This window comes from Pseudomonas sp. Xaverov 259 (assembly GCF_019352915.1).
GTDB lineage: Bacteria > Pseudomonadota > Gammaproteobacteria > Pseudomonadales > Pseudomonadaceae > Aquipseudomonas.
Genome location: NZ_JAAAFV010000021.1, coordinates 17,662 through 37,300, shown reverse-complemented (window position 1 = coordinate 37,300; position 19,639 = coordinate 17,662). Strand labels below are relative to the sequence as shown.

Genomic DNA, 19,639 nt, shown 5'->3' with positions numbered 1-19,639 from the left:
GCAAGCGTCACTGATGCCGCGAAAGTTAGGCGAATAGACGCCGACTTACCGCGTGCAGGCATGTTTAATGACGAGTGACTAATAAGTGCACCCAAGGTGTGCGCAACGTGGCCTTGTTATTGGAGCTTGCCCTGAAATGCAGCCGGCCTTCCTGGGAGAAGGGCCTGGCGTCAGTGCCGCAGGGCCTTGATAGAGGCTGATAGCCTTTAAATATCAATGCCTTGGGTTGTCTCACTGACCCATTAGGGGAAGCTTGGCCTTTGCCTTATAGTGTGTGGCAATTCATCCTTGTCGCCGCTATCAACTAATCAATTGGCAATATGACTCCTGAGTCAAAGTTGAAATATGACAACTTTGCTACTTCCGTGGGTTGGTCATGTAAGTCATCTCTTACAGCAACAGAGAATTTCGTTACCGGTGGTATGAGCGGTGCTTCAGGGTGAAGTTCCTGGCCGCTCATCCTGTTTTCGGAAATTTCTTGAAATATTAGAAAAGATGGCACTGGTACTATATTGATAGCACTTGCTATTTGGGCGAGTGGTTATGGGGAGTTGAAGAGAGGGGATAGTTTTGTGCCACTAGTGTTTGAAAAAAGTGGTGCCACTACGAAAAAAAATGACGAATGTCGAGTGAAAGATTCGTTAGGAATTTGCTTGATGATTTATTGGCGCCAAATAAATGACGATTCGGGGCGTGAAATGCAGACAAAAATGTGGGAGCGGGCTTGCTCGCGAATGCGGTGTATCAGTCAGAGTATCTGTTACTGACAGACCGCATTCGCGAGCAAGCCCGCTCCCACATTGGATCTTTAGTGTCGGTGAAGACGTATCAGGGCCCTATTCCGGTGCGTGATCGCGCAGGAACACCAAATTATCCGGCTTGGACTGCTCCGCATTAAAGCGATAACCCTGCACATCAAACGCTTTGAGCTTGGCAGGATCATTGATGCGCTCTTCAATCACAAAACGGCTCATCATGCCCCGCGCCTTTTTGGCGTAGAAGCTGATGATCTTGTACTGGCCGTTCTTCAGGTCCTTGAACTCGGTGTTGATGATGCGTGCGTTCAGGGCCGTGCGCTTGACCGCCGAGAAGTACTCGTTGGAGGCCAGGTTGAGCAGCACGTCGTCGCCTTGTTCGGCCAGCGTTTCATTCAACCATTCGCTGATGCGCGTGCCCCAGAAGGCATAGAGGTCCTTGCCGCGAGCGTTGGGCAGTTTGGTGCCCATCTCCAGGCGGTACGGCATCATCAGGTCCAGCGGACGCAGCAGGCCGTAGAGGCCCGAGAGCATGCGCAGGTGGTCCTGGGCGTAGCTGAAATCGGCATCGCTGAAGGTTTCGGCATTCAGGCCGGTGTAGACGTCGCCCTTGAACGCCAGCAGCGCCTGCTTGGCATTGGCCGGCGTGAAGGCCGGGGTCCAACTGCCGAAACGGGCGGCATTGAGGCCACCGATTTTGTCGGAGACGTGCATCAACTCGCTGATTTGCGCCGGGCTCAGTTCGCGCAATTGTTCGATCAGCTCCTGGGAGTGGTCGAGGTATTGCGGCTGGGTGAAGCGCGGGGTTGCCGGCTTTGACTCGAAGTCGAGGGTTTTGGCGGGGGAAATCACCATCAGCATGAAGTTGGCTCCTGTAATCGTGGCAGGGATTCTAGGGGGTTGAGTGGTTTGACTCCACCTATGATGGCGATAGGCACGATCCGCTATGATGGGCGGTAACTCTGGAGAGGGAGACCCTAGGTGCGAATTGCGCTTTTATTATCAGCTTGCCTGTTGTGTCTGAACGCCAATGCCGCGCCGGTGGATGTCGCCAGCCTGGACCGCACCATCTGGCCCGAGAAGCTCAGCAGCCCGGCACTGTTCGATGTCGCCTCACGCGCCGAGATCCTGATGTTCGCCCATGGCTTGCTGGCCAGCGAAGCCCAGGACGAAATTGCCCTGAAGCAGCGCCTGGGCTTGAAGATCATCAACCTGGCCGCCATCGACGACCTGCGCCGCCAGCTCTGGCAGCGCTTGCTGGAAAACTACACGGCCGCCCAGCAAAGCTGCGAAGAGGACGCCTCGTTCTGCTACCTGGTGGAAAACATGGACGACTTGCGCGAGCAGGCCGGCAAGTTTCAGGTCAGCGATAACTCCTTCTATATAGGCTGGGCCGGGCCCAGCCATAATTTCCATGAGCGCTACCTGGACGAGTTGCTGCGCAAAGCCGCGCTGTTCCCGCAGATCAGCAGTGAGGTGCTGCGCTTTGGTGACCACGAACGCAATGGCGATGAGTTCAACGACCGCCTGTTCCTGCTGACCTTCGACGGCGGCCCGGCGCCGGTCAGCGGCAACACCGACTGGCTCACCGACTACCTGCGCAAGCAAAAAATGAACGCCACATTCTTCGCCCTTGGCAGCAGCCTGCAAACCCGTGTGGAGCGCAGTTCTGCCAATGACGTGCAGGCGTTGTACCAAGGCCAGTGTGTGGGCAACCAGGGTTGGCAATACCGCTCCCACAGCCATTGGGTCGACTGGCAAAGCTCAATTACCCGCAGCGCTGCGTTGGTGCAGAACCTGATGCCGGAAAACTATGTGCCGCTGTTTCGCCCGCCCTATGGCCAGCGCCGTGCCGACAGCCAGGGCTTTTTTCAATCCCAGGGTTTGCAGGTGGCGTTGTGGGACATCGACTCCCAGGACGAACCGGGCAAACTCAAGGCCGATGAGTCGGCGCAACGGGTGCTGACGCTGATGCTGCTGTGGCGCAAAGGCGTGATTGTATTTCACGACACCCAGGACAAGGCGCGGGTGGCATTGCCACTGTTATTGCAGGCAACGGCGCAAAGTGGCTTGGGTTGGCAGGACTGCCGGGAGGCGTTTCGCTGAAGTGCCTGGCCCTGTTGGGGATGGGGGATTTCAGGGGTGATTTTGTGCGACATTTCGATGCAGGCGGACTTCCGACTTTAACGGGGTCACTGGCACTCGGCTAGTGCTATTCGTCATCCTGAAAAATAAACTTCAAAAAAGCGTCAAAGTGCTTTTTCCTGTCATGGGTTTTGCGGTATTACGAAGTCAGATCGCCGAACCCTGCAACACAGGTGGCGTCTTCCAAGACTCCGCATGTGGGCACTGCACTTGACGTCACTCAGGTGCAGTCGGTGGTCGAATCGAGGCGCAGCACCGCCCAGGTATTGCGTCGAATGGCTCCCACAAAGGTGACCGAGTATGGATGATCATGGACGTAACCCTTCTTCCGACCAGCCAATCCTTTATGTGCTTGATACCAACGTATTGATCCACGATCCAAACGCACTGCTTAACTTCGAAGAACACCACGTCGCCATCCCGATGATCGTGCTTGAGGAGCTCGACAAACTCAAAAGCGGGCACCACAGCGTGGCCGCCGAATGCCGCCAGGCGATTCGCCTGATCGACAAGACCCTGGGTGAAGCCTCGCCCGAGGACGTTGAAGTCGGCGTGCCGATCCAGCGTGGCAAAAGCGGGCCGAAGGGCTTGCTGTCGATTCTGATGAGCAAGCGCAGCGAGCCCAACAGCCTGCTGCCGGAAAACCTCAACGACAACAAAATCATCAACCAATTGATCGACCTGCACGCGCGCGACAAGGACCTGCGCCTGGTGCTGGTGACCAAAGACATCAATATGCGCCTCAAGGCACGAGCGTGTGGGATCGCTGCCGAGGACTACAGTACCGACCAGCTCGTCGACGACGTGTCGATGCTGTCGCGCGGTTATCACACCGTGACCGGCTCGTTCTGGGACCTGGTCAGCAAGGTCGAAACCCGCCAGGACCATGGCCGCACCTGGCATCAGGTACAGCTGATCGACAACCTGCCGGCCGTTCACATCAACGAATTCATTATCGACGAACAGGGGTTTGTGGGCTGGATCAAAGAGATCCAGGTCGACAAGCTGCTGATTCTAGACCTGCATCAGGAACCCCTGTTGCACCAGGAAGCCTGGGGCCTGAAACCGCGTGATATCTACCAGAGCCTGGCGCTGTATGCGCTGCTCGACCCGGACATTCACCTGGTCAACCTGACCGGCGCCGCAGGCTCGGGGAAAACCATCCTCGCCCTGGCAGCCGCCATCGAGCAGACCATGGTGACCAAGCGTTATCGCCGCATCATTGCCACCCGCAGCGTGCAGGGCCTGGACCAGGAGATCGGCTTTCTGCCCGGCACCGAAGCGGAAAAAATGGAGCCGTGGCTGGGGGCGATCACCGACAACCTCGAAGCCTTGCACATGGATGACGAAAACACCCATGGCAGCGTCGATTACATCCTCAGCAAAGTGCCGTTGCAGTTCAAATCCCTCAACTACATCCGAGGTCGCAGCTTCCAGCAAAGCCTGATTCTGATCGATGAATGCCAGAACCTCACACCGCACCAGATGAAAACCATCATCACCCGTGCCGGCGCCGGTTCCAAAGTGGTGTGCCTGGGCAACCTGGCACAGATCGACACCCCTTACCTGTCCGCGACCAGCTCCGGGCTGACCTACCTGACGGAACGCTTCAAAGACTTCCCCAACGGCGTGCATATCGCGCTGCAAGGGGTGCCACGTTCGATTCTGGCCGAGTACGCCGAATCCCATCTGTAATCGCCCATGCTGTAATTAGTGGCTAAATGCCACAAAACACCCCGAATTTCTCGCGAAATTCGGGGTTTTTGCTGTGGGCGACATTTGTCTTCGTTAATGCGTCCTGGGTGCTTGTCGCCTTTGTAATTATTTTGTTACATTTTTTATCGCCGAAAACTATAAGAAAACTGCAAAACCCCGTCGGAAAAACACCGCTTTGATTCGACGACTTATTGAAGACCCGGCGTTGGTCTTCTGCGTGATCCTGCCTATTACAAAAAGCCCGATACATCGCTCATTGACGAAGCACATCTCCAAAGGGAAAGGAAAATGGACGCAGCAGGTAATGGCTTCACTTTGTCGCAAATACGCAAGCGCGCTACACACTCCAAATCGATACCCCTTACACCCATCGCACTCGGCTTGGCCCTGTGGCTGGGCCAGGGCTCCATGGCCTGGGCGGATGACGCCAACCCCTACACCTCGCCAGTGCTGGAGTCGGCCTTCCGCAAAGCCGTCGCCTCGTTTGGCCCCAATACCGACGTGTATAAAAACCTGCGGTTTGCCTATGCCGATATCGTCGACCTGGCCGCCAAGGACTTTGCCGCACAGTCCGGCAAATTCGATTCGGCTCTCAAGCAAAACTACGAGCTGCAACCGGAAAACCTCACCATCGGCGCCATGCTCGGCGATACCAAACGCCCGCTGGACTACGCCTCGCGCCTGGATTACTACCGCAGCCGGCTGTTCAGTAACAGCGGGCGCTATACCACCAATATTCTCGACTTTTCCAAGGCCATTATCGCCAACCTGCCGGCGGCCAAGCCCTACACCTATGTAGAGCCGGGTGTGAGCAGCAACCTCAACGCGCAACTGAATGCCGGCCAATCCTGGGCTGGCGCCACCCGTGACTGGAGCGCCAACGCGCAAACCTGGAAAACCCCTGAAGCCCAGGTCAACTCCGGCCTGGATCGCACCAACGCGTATTACGCCTATGCCTTGGGCATGACCGGCAAGGGCGTGAACGTCGGCGTGCTCGACTCGGGCATCCTCACTGAACATTTCGAGTTCCAGGGCAAGAATGCCCAGGGCCAGGACCGTGTGCAGGCCGTGACCTCCACCGGCGAGTACTACGCCACTCACCCGCGTTACATTCATGACACGCCGGATGGCGAGTTCCAAAAAGGCGAGCACTTCAGTATTTCCGGCGAGTACGACCCGAAGATCAATGACGGCCACGGCACCGAGATGTCCGGTGTACTGGGCGCCAGCCGCAACGGCACCGGCATGCATGGCATTGCGTTTGACGCGAATATTTTTGTCGCCAATACCGGCGGCACCGATGACAACCGTTTCCAGGGTTCCAACGACCTGGATTACAACGCGTTCATGGCCAGCTACAACGCGCTGGCGGCGAAGAACGTCTCGATCGTCAACCAGAGCTGGGGCCAGAATTCGCGCAATGACGTGGAGAACCACTTCGGCAGCGTTGGCGACAGTGCAGCCGATAACTTGCGCGACATGACCGCTGCCTATCGCCCGTTCTGGGACAAGGCCCACGCCGGGCAGAAGACCTGGATGGACGCCATGGCTGACGCCGCGCGGCAAAACACCTTTATCCAGATTATCTCCGCAGGCAACGACAGCCACGGCGCCAACCCGGACACCAACGCCAACCTGCCGTTTTTCAAGCCCGACATCGAGGGCAAATTCCTCTCGATCACCGGTTACGACGAGACCAGCGCCCAGGTCTACAACCGCTGCGGCACGTCGAAGTGGTGGTGTGTGATGGGCGTTTCGGGCATTCCGTCCACCGGGCCTGAAGGGGAAATCATCCCCAACGCCAACGGCACCTCTGCCGCTGCGCCGAGCGTCTCCGGTGCCTTGGCCCTGGTGATTCAACGCTTCCCTTACATGACTGCCAGCCAGGCGCGGGATGTGTTGTTGACCACCTCCAGCCTGCAGGCGCCGGACGGTCCCGATACGCCGGTGGGCGATCTCACTGGTGGCCGCACCTACGACAACCTGCAGCCGGTGCACGACGCCGCGCCGGGCACGCCGCAAGTGCCGGGGGTGGTCAGCGGTTGGGGTTTGCCCAATCTGCAAAAAGCCATGCAAGGGCCGGGGCAGTTCCTCGGTTCGGTGGCGGTGGCATTGCCCACTGGTACGCGTGATAGCTGGGCCAACCCGATTTCCGATGAGGCGATCCGCGCCCGCCGTGTGGAAGACACCGCCGAACAAGCCACTTGGGCCGCCACCAAGCAACAGAAAGGCTGGGTCAACGGCTTGCCCGCCAATGCCTCTGACGATGACCAGTTTGCATACGAAATTGGCCATGCCCGGGAACAGGCGACGCTGGCACGCGGCAAGGATTTGCTCACCGGCACGACCTACGTCGGCAGCCTGGCCAAGTCCGGCGACGGCGAACTGGTGCTCGAAGGCCAGAACACCTATTCGGGCAGCACCTGGGTACGCGGCGGCAAGCTGTCGGTAGACGGCTCGTTGACCTCCGCCGTGACCGTGGATGGCAGCGCGGTGGGCACCCGCAATGCGGATAACGGCGTACCAACCACGTTGGGCGGCACACTGGCCGGTAACGGCACAGTGGGCGCCTTGACCGTAAACACCGGCGGGCGCGTGGCACCGGGCCATTCGATTGGCACGCTGCACACCGGCGACGTAACCTTCAACCCCGGCTCGGTGTATGCCGTGGAAGTCGGCCCGAACGGGCAAAGCGATCAGATCCAGAGCAGCGGCGTCGCCACCCTCAACGGTGGCGTGGTGACCGTCTCCCTGGAAAACAGCTCGAACCTGCTGTCTGCCACTGAGGCCCGCAGCCTGGTGGGCCAGCAGTTCAATATCCTGACGGCCAGCCAGGGTATCAATGGCCAGTTTGCCGCGATTACGCCTAATTACCTGTTTATCGGCACGCAGTTGAGCTATCAGCCGAACCAACTGAGCCTGGCGGTGGTGCGTAACCAGACGACCTTTGCCAGCATTGCGCAAACCCGCAACGAACGCGCCGTGGCGACGGCGGCCGAAGCCTTGGGCGCGGGCAGCCCGGTGTATGAAAGCCTGCTGGCCTCAGACTCAGCGGCCCAGGCGCAGGCTGCATTCAAGCAACTCTCGGGGCAACTGCACTCGGATGTGGCTGCAGCGCAAATGGCCGACAGCCGCTACATTCGTGAAGCGGTCAACGGCCGTCTGCAACAGGCTCAGGCGCTGGATTCCAGCGCGCAGATCGACACCCATGACAACGGCGGCTGGGTACAGCTGCTGGGCGGGCGCAATAACGTCAGCGGTGACAACAACGCCAGTGGCTACTCGTCGTCCACCAGTGGCGTGCTGCTGGGCCTGGACACCGAGGTCGGCGACGGCTGGAGGGTGGGTGCTGCCACCGGCTACACCCAGAGCCATCTCAATGGCGAGTCGGCATCGGCAGACAGCGACAACTATCACCTGTCGGTCTACGGCGGCAAACGCTTCGACACCATCGCCCTGCGCATGGGCGGCGCCACCACCTGGCACCGTATCGACAGCTCGCGTCGCGTGGCGTACGCCAACCAGTCGGACTACGACAAGGCTGACTACAACGCGCGCACCGACCAAGTGTTTGCCGAGATCGGTTACACCCAGTGGAACCAGTTCGAACCCTTCGCCAACCTGACCTACCTGAACTACCAGAGCGATTCGTTCAAGGAAAAAGGCGGTGCCGCAGCCTTGCATGCCAGCAAGCAAAGCCAGGACGCCACGCTGTCCACCCTGGGCCTGCGCGCGCATACCCAACTGCCGGTCAGCTCGACCTCGGCGGTGACGTTGCGCGGTGAGTTGGGCTGGGAGCATCAGTTTGGCGACACCGATCGCGACGCCTCGCTGAAGTTTGCCGGCAGCGACAACGCGTTTGCGGTCAACAGCGTGCCTGTGGCCCGCGATGGCGCGGTGATCAAGGCCAGTGCGGAAATGGCCCTGACCAAGGACACGCTGGTGTCGTTGAACTACAGCGGTTTGCTCTCCAATCGGGGTAACAACAACGGGATCAACGCCGGGTTTACTTTCCGGTTCTAACGCACGCGTTGGTTTTTGAAGGGGCGCATTGCGCCCCTTTTTTCATGGGATAAACAGCCCTGCGCAAAATTGACTCACAGGTTTACAATTGCCGCTCCTGATCAGGAGTATCCCTGTGCTGACTCATCTCGATTCCCAAGGTCGCGCCCACATGGTCGACGTCACTGACAAAACCGTGACGTTCCGTGAAGCCGTGGCCGAAGCGCGGGTGCGCATGTTGCCCGACACCCTGAAAATGATTGTCGACGGCGCCCATCCCAAGGGCGACGTGTTTGCCGTGGCCCGCATCGCCGGGATCCAGGCGGCGAAAAAAACCAGTGACCTGATCCCGCTGTGCCATCCGCTGATGCTGACCGGCGTCAAGGTTGAACTGCGCGCCGACGGTGTGGACGCTGTGCATATCCTCGCGCGCTGCAAACTCAGCGGCCAGACCGGCGTGGAGATGGAAGCGCTGACCGCCGCCAGCGTCGCCGCGCTGACGATCTACGACATGTGCAAGGCCGTGGACCGTGGCATGACTATCGAAAGTATTCGCCTGCTGGAAAAGCTTGGCGGCAAAAGCGGGCATTTCAAGGCGGACCAGGTATGAGCATCAACGTACTGTTTTTTGCGCGCTACGCCGAAGCGGTGGGTTTTGACTCGCTGGAGATGGAAGGCGATTTCGCTACCGTCGATGCGGTGCGCCTGGCGTTGGCGGCTGACCCTGAGTTTGCAGTGCTCAACGAGAGCAGCCTGATGTGCGCGCGTAACGAGGAACTGTGCGACCTCGACGAGCCGGTGCAGGCCGGTGATGAAGTGGCGTTTTTCCCGCCCGTGACCGGAGGCTGAGCATGGCCATTCGCGTACAGGCCGAGGCATTTGACCCCGGCGCAGAGGTCAACGCCATGCACGCCGCCAATGTCGGCGTGGGCGCGGTGGTGAGTTTTGTCGGCTATGTACGCGACTTCAATGACGGCCGCGATGTGTCCGGGATGTTCCTTGAGCACTACCCCGGCATGACCGAAAAAGCCCTGGCCAAGATCACCGTGGAAGCCGAGCAGCGCTGGCCGTTGCTCAAGCTGGAGGTGCTGCACCGCATCGGCGCGCTGGAGCCGGGCGAGCCTATCGTGTTTGTCGCGGCAGCCAGCGCGCATCGCCAGGCGGCATTTGATGCCTGTGCGTTTGTGATGGATTACTTGAAGACGCGGGCACCGTTCTGGAAGAAAGAGAACACGCCCGAGGGGCCACGTTGGGTGGAAGGGCGCGGCAGTGATCACGCGGCGGCGGATCGCTGGAAGTGAGCATCTGACTAAAGGTGTATGGAGACCCAAATGTGGGAGCAGGGCTTGTGTGGGAGCTGGCTTGCCTGCGATAGCATCACCTCGGTGCAACTGAAAAACCGAGGTGCCTGTATCGCAGGCAAGCCAGCTCCCACACAAGCCAGCTCCCACATTTCCTACTGTATTCCAGCTTAAGGGCGCTTGCGCTCTACAGCTCGCAGCAAATGCGTCGGCGGCGTTTCGCAGCTGATCTTGCGACCCAGCAGCGTCTCGATCGACGGCAACTGATACGAATCATCCTCGCCCGCAAAACTGATCGACACACCTGCAGCCCCGGCACGGCCAGTACGGCCAATGCGGTGCACGTAGTCGTCCGGCACTTCCGGTAGCGTGAAGTTGATCACGTGGCTAATGCCGTCGATGTGAATCCCGCGCCCGGCCACGTCGGTGGCCACCAGCACGCGGATCTTGCCCTCGCGGAAACCTTCCAGGGTCTTGATGCGCTTGTGCTGCGGCACATCGCCAGACAGTTGCGCGGCGTTGACGCCATCACGCACCAGGCGTTCTTCGATACGGCGCACTTCGTCCTTGCGGTTGGCGAACACCATCACCCGCTCCCAACCGTTGTCGTTGACCAGGTTGTAAAGCAGCTTGTACTTGTCGGCGCCGGCCACGGCATAGATGTGTTGCTCAACGTTTTCGCTGGCAACGTTCAGCGCTTCGATCTCGACGATGGACGGGTCGGTGGTCCACTGCTTGGCGAGGTTCATCACGTCTTCGGTGAAGGTCGCGGAGAACAGCAGGGTCTGGCGCTCGTTTTTCGGCGGGGTCTGGCGAATGATCTGACGCACTTGCGGGATAAAGCCCATGTCGAGCATGCGGTCGGCTTCGTCCAGCACCATCACTTCAACCATGTCCAAATGCACGTCGCCGCGCTGGTTGAAGTCGAGCAAGCGGCCCGGCGTGGCCACCAGGATGTCGCAGTGACGCGCTTCGAGGTGCTTGAGCTGCTTGTCGAAGTCCATGCCACCCACGAACGTCATGACGTTGAGGCCGGTGTACTTGGTCAGGTCGGCGGCGTCCTTGGCGATCTGCACCACCAGCTCGCGGGTCGGGGCGATGATCAGTGCGCGCGGCTCACCCATGTAGCGTTCTTTGGGCGGCGGCGTTTGCAGCAGCTGGGTGATGATCGAGATCAGGAACGCGGCGGTCTTGCCGGTACCGGTCTGCGCGCGGCCAATGGCATCTTTGCCGGCGAGGGTGAAGCCCAGCACTTGCGCCTGGATCGGCGTGCAGTACGGGAAGCCCAGGTCCTGGATGGCGTGCATCAGTTCCGGGGCCAGTTTGAAGTCATGGAAGCGGGTCTTGCCTTCCTGGGGCTCGACCACGAAGTCTTCGAGTTTCCACGGGGTCACGGGCGGCTTCGGTGCTCGTTCACGACGCGGCGCTTTCGGCGCCGGCGCGGGGGCTGCCTCGACAGGTTGGGCCTGTTCGGGCGCGGTCACCTTTGGCTTCTGCGGCTGTGCGGCAGGTGCGGTCCGGGCCGGCTGTTGGCCGTCATTGCGGCTGCCGGAGGAGGGCACAGGAGCACTGGGAACTGGCGCGAGCGGCTCAGCCTCGCTTTTGCCGAACATCTTCTTAAGTGCTTTGAGCACGGTGATCTCATTAATTGGTTAAGGAATGTACGCCGGCCAGTGTAATGCAAGAAACGGGCGCGGCGTAGTGCGTCTGTCATACAGCTACATAAACGCTGGTGTTCAGCCCAGGCGGGCGGCCAACCAGGCACCGATATCGCGTATCTCTTCGGGTAACACTTCGTGGCCCATTGGGTATTCCTGCCATGTCACGGTGACACCACGGCTCTTTAAGTGCTCGTAGGCGCTGCGGCCCATGGCGTTCTGCACCACGTCGTCGTATTGGCCGTGCAGGCACAGCGTTGGAATGCGTTGCTGGCTGGCGGACAGCTCCAGTTCGTCGCCAAAGGTTGGCGCATAAGTCGAGAGGGCTATCACGCCGCCCAGAGGTCCCTGCCATTTCATAAACGCAGTGTGGAATACCACCGCGCCGCCTTGAGAAAACCCTGCAAGGAAAATTCGCGAAGCGTCTATTCCGGTTCTCTTCTGATCTTCGATCAAGTCGGTGAGCATTTTTGAAGATTCTTCCAACTCTTCCAGGCTGATCGATCGGGCCGGGCTCATCGCCTTGATGTCGTACCAACTCGGCATCTCGTAACCGCCATTAATGGTTACCGGGCGTGTCGGTGCCTGGGGCAAAACGAAGCGCGTGCTCAGCAGGCTTTCCTGCAGCGCTTCGGCCACCGGCAAAAAGTCGTAGCGATCGGCACCCAGGCCATGCAACCAGATAACGCAGGCGTCTGCGGGCTTGGCGGGCTGAATAATCAAGGGTTCGGTCATGTCTGCTCCATATATGTGCGTGCGCTCCGATTGGGTGCGTCGGAACGGTGCGCGACGGGTTGATCTGTTAAGAGAATGTCGCAACGTTGAATGTTTTGCTATTGACCATGGGCTGAAACGACTCAGCCACCACTCTGGTACGCGCCTTGCTATGTGTAGGTCGATGTCAGAACTATCTTAGGACGGTAACACTATCAGTGACTGCCGCTTGTGGGATAGCAACTGGAATTACCGCGAAAACCTCATGCCGCTTGACCCCAAAAAAAGCCAACACGGGTCGATATCGCCTCATAAGGGTGCGCTGAGGTTCGAGCTCCGACACAACAAGAGCAACTGGAGGTTTGAATGAAGGTATTGAAATCCACCCTGGCCATCGTTTCCGCGGCCGCTGTACTGGGTGTCAGTGGTTTTGCCCAAGCTGGCGCCACCCTGGACGCCGTGCAGAAGAAAGGCTTTGTGCAATGTGGCGTGAGTGATGGCTTGCCGGGTTTCTCGGTGCCGGATGCCAGCGGCAAGATCCTCGGGATCGACGCTGACGTGTGCCGCGCTGTGGCCGCTGCCGTATTCGGTGACGCAACCAAGGTCAAATTCAGCCAGTTGAACGCCAAGGAGCGTTTCACCGCGCTGCAGTCCGGCGAAGTCGACGTACTGTCGCGCAACACCACCATGACCAGTTCGCGCGATGCGGGCATGGGCCTGAAATTCCCAGGCTTCATCACCTATTACGACGGTGTTGGCTTCCTGGTAAACAACAAGCTGGGCGTTAAAAGCGCCAAGGAACTGGACGGTGCAACCATCTGCATCCAGGCCGGTACCACCACTGAGCTGAACGTTTCCGACTACTTCCGCGCCAACAACCTCAAATACACCCCGATTACCTTTGACACCTCCGATGAAAGCGCCAAGTCGCTGGAATCCGGTCGTTGCGACGTGCTGACCTCGGACAAGTCCCAGCTCTACGCACAGCGCAGCAAACTGGCTTCGCCGAAGGACTACGTGGTTCTGCCGGAAACCATCTCCAAAGAACCACTGGGCCCGGTCGTGCGTAACGGCGACGACGAGTGGCTGGCCATCGTGCGCTGGGTTGGCTACGCCATGCTCAACGCTGAAGAAGCCGGCATCACCTCTAAAAACGTTGAAGCTGAAGCCAAGTCCACCAAGAACCCGGACGTTGCTCGTCTGCTCGGTTCCGACGGCGAATACGGCAAAGACCTGAAAGTGAAAAAAGATTGGGTTGTACAGATCGTCAAGCAAGTCGGTAACTACGGTGAAGTGTTCGAGCGCAACCTGGGCAAGAGCACCCCGCTGGAAATCGACCGTGGCCTGAACGCACTGTGGACCAACGGTGGCATTCAATACGCACCACCTGTGCGCTGATCGCTGATGGTTCTATCACCCGGTGGGCCAACCACCGGGTGATGTTCTGTTCCATTCTTTCCGGGGCACTTCATGCAAAATCAAATCGGCGCACCCAAGCAGAAGCTCAGCTTCAGCGACCCTAAAGTGCGTGCGTGGCTCTTCCAGATCATCACAATTGTGGCGGTCGTCGCGCTGGGCTGGTACCTCTTCAACAATACGCAGACCAACCTGCAACACCGGGGTATCACCTCGGGTTTCGACTTTCTTGAGCGCAGTGCCGGCTTCGGCATCGCTCAGCATCTGATCGACTACACCGAATCGGACAGCTATGCCCGCGTCTTTGTGATCGGGCTGCTTAACACCTTGCTGGTGACTGTGATCGGTGTGGTCCTGGCGACTATCCTGGGCTTCATCATCGGCGTGGCGCGCTTGTCGCCCAACTGGATGATCAACAAGCTGGCGACGGTGTATGTGGAAGTGTTCCGCAACATTCCGCCGCTGCTGCAAATCCTGTTCTGGTACTTCGCGGTATTCCTGACCATGCCGGGGCCGCGCAACAGCCATAATTTCGGTGACACTTTCTTCGTCAGCAGCCGTGGCCTGAACATGCCGGCGGCGCTGGCTGCCGATGGGTTCTGGCCATTTGTGGCCAGTGTGGTGGTTGCCATTGTGGCAATCGTGCTGATGGCGCGCTGGGCCAACAAGCGCTTTGAGGCCACCGGCGTACCGTTCCATAAGTTCTGGGCGGGCCTGGCGCTGCTCATTGTGATCCCGGCATTGTGTGCCTTGGTCTTCGGCGCGCCGCTGCACTGGGAAATGCCCAAGTTGCAAGGCTTCAACTTTGTCGGCGGCTGGGTACTGATCCCTGAACTGCTGGCGCTGACCCTGGCGCTGACCGTGTACACGGCGGCGTTTATCGCCGAGATCGTGCGCTCGGGCATCAAGTCCGTCAGCCACGGCCAGACCGAGGCCGCACGCTCCCTGGGCCTGCGCCCTGGGCCGACGCTGCGCAAGGTCATCATCCCGCAAGCCCTGCGGGTGATCATTCCGCCGCTGACCAGCCAATACCTGAACCTGGCGAAAAACTCCTCGCTGGCCGCCGGTATCGGTTACCCGGAAATGGTTTCGCTGTTTGCCGGCACGGTGCTCAACCAGACCGGCCAGGCCATCGAAGTCATTGCCATCACCATGAGCGTGTACCTGGCGATCAGCATCAGCATTTCCCTGCTGATGAACTGGTACAACAAGCGCATTGCGCTGATCGAGCGGTGAGGAAACGCACATGAGTTCGCATACTTTCAAACCCGATATGCCGCCGCCGAACAAAGTCTTCGGACCGATGGCCTGGATGCGCGCCAACCTGTTTTCCAGTTGGCTCAACACCTTGCTGACACTGTTGGCGTTCTACCTGATTTACCTGATCGTGCCGCCCATCCTGCACTGGGCCATCCTGGATGCCAACTGGGTCGGGACTACGCGCGCCGATTGCACCAAAGAGGGCGCCTGCTGGGTGTTTATCCAACAGCGCTTCGGGCAGTTCATGTATGGCTACTACCCCGGCGACCTGCGCTGGCGCGTAGACCTGACCGTGTGGCTGGCCATCGTCGGTGTGGCGCCGTTGTTTATCTCGCGGTTTCAACGCAAGGCGGTCTATGGCCTGGGCTTCCTGGTGCTGTACCCGATCATCGCCTACTGCCTGCTGCACGGTGGTGTTCTGGGCCTGACCAACGTGGCCACCAGCCAATGGGGCGGCTTGATGCTGACCCTGGTGATCGCCACTGTCGGGATTGCTGGCGCCTTGCCGCTGGGCATTGTGCTGGCGCTGGGGCGACGCTCGAACATGCCCGCGATTCGGGTGGTCTGCGTGACCTTCATCGAGTTCTGGCGCGGCGTGCCGTTGATCACCGTGCTGTTCATGTCCTCGGTGATGCTGCCGCTGTTCCTGCCCGAAGGCATGGGCATCGACAAGCTGCTACGTGCCTTGATCGGCGTGATTCTGTTCCAGTCGGCCTACGTGGCCGAAGTGGTGCGCGGTGGCTTGCAGGCGATTCCCAAAGGTCAGTACGAAGCGGCTGCAGCGATGGGCCTGGGTTACTGGCGCAGCATGGGGCTGGTGATTCTGCCCCAGGCGCTGAAGATGGTGATCCCGGGCATCGTCAATACGTTTATCGCGCTGTTCAAGGACACCAGCCTTGTGATCATCATCGGCCTGTTCGACCTGCTCAACAGCGTCAAGCAAGCCGCCGCCGACCCTAAATGGTTGGGCATGGCCACTGAAGGCTACGTGTTCGCCGCCCTGGTGTTCTGGATTTTTTGTTTTGGTATGTCGCGCTATTCCATTCATTTGGAACACAAGCTCGACACTGGCCACAAGCGTTAGGAGTTGTTGTTATGAGCGAAGCAATCAAACAGCCTGTGAGCCCTGAAGGCATTATCCAGATGCAGGGCGTCAACAAGTGGTACGGCCAGTTCCACGTGTTGAAAGACATCAACCTCAACGTCAAGCAGGGCGAGCGTATCGTGCTGTGCGGCCCGTCGGGTTCGGGCAAATCCACCACCATCCGCTGCCTCAACCGTCTGGAAGAGCACCAGCAGGGCCGCATCGTGGTCGATGGCGTAGAGCTGACCAACGACCTCAAGCAGATCGAAGCGATCCGCCGTGAAGTCGGCATGGTGTTCCAGCACTTCAACCTGTTCCCGCACCTGACCATCCTGCAGAACTGTACACTGGCGCCGATGTGGGTACGCAAGATGCCCAAGCGCAAGGCCGAAGAAATTGCCATGCACTACCTGGAGCGCGTGCGCATTCCGGAGCAGGCGCACAAGTTTCCGGGGCAACTGTCCGGCGGCCAGCAACAGCGTGTGGCCATCGCTCGTGCCCTGTGCATGAAACCGAAAATCATGCTGTTCGACGAGCCGACCTCGGCACTTGACCCGGAAATGGTCAAAGAGGTTCTGGACACCATGATCGGCTTGGCCGAAGACGGCATGACCATGTTGTGCGTTACCCACGAAATGGGCTTTGCGCGCACCGTGGCCAATCGCGTGATCTTCATGGACAAGGGCGAGATCGTGGAACAGGCAGCGCCGAATGACTTCTTCGACAACCCGCAGAATGATCGGACCAAGTTGTTCTTGAGCCAGATTCTGCATTGATCGAAGTGGCAGTCCACGGCGCGGCGGTGACCTGACCGTTCTGTTTACGGCGTGCGCTTGGCGAGTGCCAGGCGTACGGCGTTAAACGCATTCAGCCGGCCATATCCGTAGTAGCGGCTATGGCCGGTCAGGTCATATTCACCGGCTTCGCCATCGTCAGGGTGGCCGATCTTGTCGCAGCAATCTGCGAGTATCTGGCGCACCTCACTCCCCGATAACTGCGGGTGGATTGCCAGCACCAACGCCGCGACGCCGGCTGCACCCGGGCAAGCGCTGGAAGTGCCGCTGAAGTTCTCGATGTAGCAATCGGCAAGTGCTTTACTCGGGGCCTCTTTCTTGGCCGGATCCCTGCTCAGGTCTGCGGTGCGGATGCCAAGCGTCACCGGCAGCGAAGTCGCCGGCTTGAAACGAGGGTCGGGGTTTGCCTCGTCCCCGCTGGGGAAAGCGCACCAGATCGCTCGGCCAAAATCGCTGTAGGCACAGCGCCGGCTTTGATCATTGCAAGCGGCGACCGCAATGACATCCGGATTGCTGGCGTAACCATCGTCATCCATGCATTCATTGCCGTTTCCGGCTGCGAAAAATACCAGGCACCCCTTACCGTTACGGCCTTTGGTCGTTGCGTACTTGATGGCCAGGCGTGTATGCGCGGGCATTGCATAGTTACGCTTGTGCTTGGGGTCGGAGGGGTCGGCCCAATGACCTTCCGGCGGGCCCCAGCTGCAGGAAATAATGTCTGCTCCGGCATTTGCGGCATGCAGGAATGCGTCAGCCTCAGCCTTTGCCCCTATAGGTTTGGTCAGCTTGATGGGCATCAATCGAGCTTTGGGCGCGACGCCGCTGGCACCCTGGGCACCGTCGGCACAGGCGACGCCTGCGGTTGCCGTTCCGTGAACCTCATGCTTGTTTGATGGCTGCGGGTCGTCGCTGGGTTTTCGGCGATCAAAGTTTTTTGGCGCGACTATTTTTCCAGGGCTGACGAACTCCGGATGACTGAGGTCGAAGCCATCGTCAATGACTGCGATGACGATATTTTCGCCTTGGCTCAACGCATGGGCTGCTTCGACGTTGGCACTTGCGTCGACCATCATTTGGTAGGTCACGAGCGTTTTTTTCAAATGCCACTGGTTGGGGTGGATGGTTCTATTGCTGCGCTGACGCAGGATTTCCGGATAGCAGTATTCAACATCCGGGCGCTGCAACAGGCGCATGGAAAAATCGCAGACCTGGCTGCCCAGCGGCTTAATCTGGCAGACGAAGTAGGCATTGGTCGCATAAGTAACCGCTTGCTTGATGGACAGGCCCAGCGCTTCAATCAAGGCTTCGCACGCTGCTTGAGTCAGTGTGTCGATGAACTTTATAAAGAGGTTTTCTGTGTAAACGAGCGGGGCCCCGGTGTGTACATCAACCAGGGCGCTTCCGGCAAAACGCACTTCGGGTCGTTCACGCAGCAGTTTTTTTGCTCACTCGGCAGGCCGCTGTCCAAGGGCGTTTTGAATACCTGCACCTGCGCCTCAGGAATCGATAGAATCCGCTCGGCGCCCGGTGCTATGTCCGTGGGCAATGTGAGTCTGTGTTGCTGATGGTTCCTAACGACGATCAATTCAGGGCTCTTGCGTAGAAACAGCGAAGGAGCATCCTTGGTCCAGAGTTTTACTTCGTACACGTGTTTGTCCTGTTGTCAGCGCTGTACAAGAATCGCAGCGGTGGATCAGTAAGAGACCTCCAGTGTGTAATTTCTATTGGCGCTGACGAAGTCGGTCTCTACCTGTTCTGTGTGTCATCTATTTCTGATTTTGCTGATCCCAAGCGCGCTTGTGAGACTTCTTCGACAACTCGCAGAATGATCGGACCAAGTTGTTCTTGAGCCAGATTCTGCATTGATCGAAGCTTGAAACAATAAACCCGGCCTGGTGCCGGGTTTATTTTTGCCTGTTCAGGAGGCCTTGAGTGCTTGTTGTTTTTCGTGGTTGACGGTGCAGGTGAAGGCGTTGCGCAGGTCTGCACCTTCGGCCAGTTCTTTGGCGTCGGTGAGCAAATGCGGGTAACGGTCCAGCAGGCGTATTAACACCATCAACGGTTTGGGCGGCGTTATTTCGCCGCGTTCATAGCGTGAGAATGCGTTGTGCCCGCCACCGGACAGCCGTTCCACGGTTTCTTTTTGCGTGAGCTGCAGTTTGCGGCGGATACGCTTGAGTTCGGCGCCGACCATCCGCCGAGCGGCGTGAAGCAACTCATCACCTGCTTTGGCATGGCGTTCGGCGCATTCAGGGTCATACATGCCGTCCTCGCACAGTTGGCACTCCCAGCCCGATAGATCCTCAATGCGCTGTTCCAGGCCTTTGATGCGCAGGGTTTCACTGCGGCCCTCAAAACGCACCATGGCGTCGGGCGCGCCGCAGATAAAGCAATGTTGGGTTTTCATAGGTTCATCCCTTTGAAGGAGATCACCGGTGGGTTGCTGCCGGAGCAGTAAGTGACCTTGATGTAAATCTCCAGACCGTGTGAATGGATGTGGTAAACGTCCTGCCAAACGCGGTGATCGGCGTAGGTGGTCATCGACTTGTACAACATCCTGTTCTGTAGTTTGAAAACGACCGCCTGCATCTCGCTGATGTCGAGGTCGAGTTGCTTTCCCGCCTCCTTGGCTGCACGGGTGAATGCTTTTGCACCCAGTCGCCTGACATCCGCCTTGATCACGGCCAGATCGTAGTGAGGTGTGTACTTTTCCATAAGACACCTGAGTTCAATAATTACCCTATATGGGTAATATTACCAATCGAAAATACTGCTCCGTTTGCTGCATAAGAAC

The 19,639-nt window shown here is 58.7% G+C and carries 16 protein-coding genes; 10 read left to right on the top strand and 6 right to left on the bottom strand.

Translation table 11 applies throughout. The features are described 5' to 3' along the window. Positions 1-836: 836 nt before the first annotated feature. Entirely contained in the window at positions 837-1,616 is a 780-nt protein-coding gene (gene yaaA, locus K0H48_RS05470) for a peroxide stress protein YaaA (protein WP_219266729.1), read from the bottom strand. A gap of 120 nt (positions 1,617-1,736) precedes the next feature. Between yaaA and K0H48_RS05465 the strand changes: the two genes are divergently transcribed. The 6 genes from K0H48_RS05465 (at position 1,737) to moaE (ending at position 9,919) form a co-directional block, all read left to right on the top strand. After that, a complete protein-coding gene (locus tag K0H48_RS05465; protein WP_219266728.1) occupies positions 1,737-2,861 on the top strand; it encodes a polysaccharide deacetylase family protein in 1,125 nt (374 codons plus the stop codon). 339 nt (positions 2,862-3,200) lie between these two features. After that, positions 3,201-4,595 carry a PhoH family protein gene (locus K0H48_RS05460; RefSeq protein WP_012722339.1) on the top strand — a complete coding sequence of 465 codons (1,395 nt, stop codon included), beginning with the start codon at positions 3,201-3,203 and terminating at the stop codon, positions 4,593-4,595. A 309-nt stretch (positions 4,596-4,904) separates the two neighbouring features. Continuing rightward, on the top strand, positions 4,905-8,639 hold the full coding sequence (locus K0H48_RS05455) for an autotransporter domain-containing protein (protein WP_219266727.1): 3,735 nt from the start codon (positions 4,905-4,907) through the stop codon (positions 8,637-8,639). A gap of 115 nt (positions 8,640-8,754) precedes the next feature. After that, positions 8,755-9,228 carry a cyclic pyranopterin monophosphate synthase MoaC gene (moaC, locus tag K0H48_RS05450; RefSeq protein WP_219266726.1) on the top strand — a complete coding sequence of 158 codons (474 nt, stop codon included), beginning with the start codon at positions 8,755-8,757 and terminating at the stop codon, positions 9,226-9,228. Next, positions 9,225-9,467: a molybdopterin converting factor subunit 1 gene (gene moaD / locus K0H48_RS05445; protein ID WP_219266725.1), complete on the top strand. Its 243-nt coding sequence runs from the start codon at positions 9,225-9,227 to the stop codon at positions 9,465-9,467. Before moaC ends, moaD begins: the two co-directional genes overlap by 4 nt. Positions 9,468-9,469: 2 nt before the next feature. Further along, entirely contained in the window at positions 9,470-9,919 is a 450-nt protein-coding gene (gene moaE, locus K0H48_RS05440) for a molybdopterin synthase catalytic subunit MoaE (RefSeq protein WP_123714677.1), read from the top strand. 170 nt (positions 9,920-10,089) lie between these two features. Here moaE and rhlB read toward each other — a convergent pair whose 3' ends face one another. Together rhlB and K0H48_RS05430 are read right to left on the bottom strand one after the other, a co-directional pair. Continuing rightward, on the bottom strand, positions 10,090-11,559 hold the full coding sequence (gene rhlB / locus K0H48_RS05435; protein WP_178076240.1) for an ATP-dependent RNA helicase RhlB: 1,470 nt from the start codon (positions 11,557-11,559) through the stop codon (positions 10,090-10,092). Positions 11,560-11,655: 96 nt separating this feature from the next. Further along, complete coding sequence (locus K0H48_RS05430; RefSeq protein WP_219266724.1) at positions 11,656-12,312, bottom strand: alpha/beta hydrolase; 657 nt, start codon at positions 12,310-12,312, stop codon at positions 11,656-11,658. Between the two features lie 345 nt (positions 12,313-12,657). Here K0H48_RS05430 and K0H48_RS05425 point away from each other — a divergent pair, with 345 nt between their 5' ends. The 4 genes from K0H48_RS05425 (at position 12,658) to K0H48_RS05410 (ending at position 16,827) form a co-directional block, all read left to right on the top strand. Beyond that, on the top strand, positions 12,658-13,689 hold the full coding sequence (locus K0H48_RS05425) for an amino acid ABC transporter substrate-binding protein (protein WP_017135202.1): 1,032 nt from the start codon (positions 12,658-12,660) through the stop codon (positions 13,687-13,689). 72 nt (positions 13,690-13,761) lie between these two features. After that, positions 13,762-14,943, top strand: a complete 1,182-nt coding sequence (locus K0H48_RS05420) for an amino acid ABC transporter permease (RefSeq protein WP_056858937.1) — start codon at positions 13,762-13,764, stop codon at positions 14,941-14,943. Between the two features lie 10 nt (positions 14,944-14,953). Beyond that, positions 14,954-16,051, top strand: coding sequence for an amino acid ABC transporter permease (locus K0H48_RS05415; protein ID WP_138816747.1), 1,098 nt, complete (start codon positions 14,954-14,956; stop codon positions 16,049-16,051). Between the two features lie 11 nt (positions 16,052-16,062). Continuing rightward, entirely contained in the window at positions 16,063-16,827 is a 765-nt protein-coding gene (locus tag K0H48_RS05410) for an amino acid ABC transporter ATP-binding protein (RefSeq protein WP_003171943.1), read from the top strand. Between the two features lie 44 nt (positions 16,828-16,871). On the opposite strand, the gene K0H48_RS05405 is transcribed toward K0H48_RS05410, so the two are convergent. The 3 genes from K0H48_RS05405 to K0H48_RS05395 form a co-directional block, all read right to left on the bottom strand. After that, positions 16,872-18,260, bottom strand: a complete 1,389-nt coding sequence (locus K0H48_RS05405; RefSeq protein ID WP_219266723.1) for a S8 family serine peptidase — start codon at positions 18,258-18,260, stop codon at positions 16,872-16,874. A gap of 503 nt (positions 18,261-18,763) precedes the next feature. Continuing rightward, positions 18,764-19,252, bottom strand: a complete 489-nt coding sequence (locus K0H48_RS05400; protein ID WP_219266722.1) for a type II toxin-antitoxin system MqsA family antitoxin — start codon at positions 19,250-19,252, stop codon at positions 18,764-18,766. Further along, entirely contained in the window at positions 19,249-19,560 is a 312-nt protein-coding gene (locus K0H48_RS05395) for a type II toxin-antitoxin system MqsR family toxin (protein ID WP_058419372.1), read from the bottom strand. Before K0H48_RS05395 ends, K0H48_RS05400 begins: the two co-directional genes overlap by 4 nt. Between the last annotated feature and the right edge of the window lie 79 nt (positions 19,561-19,639).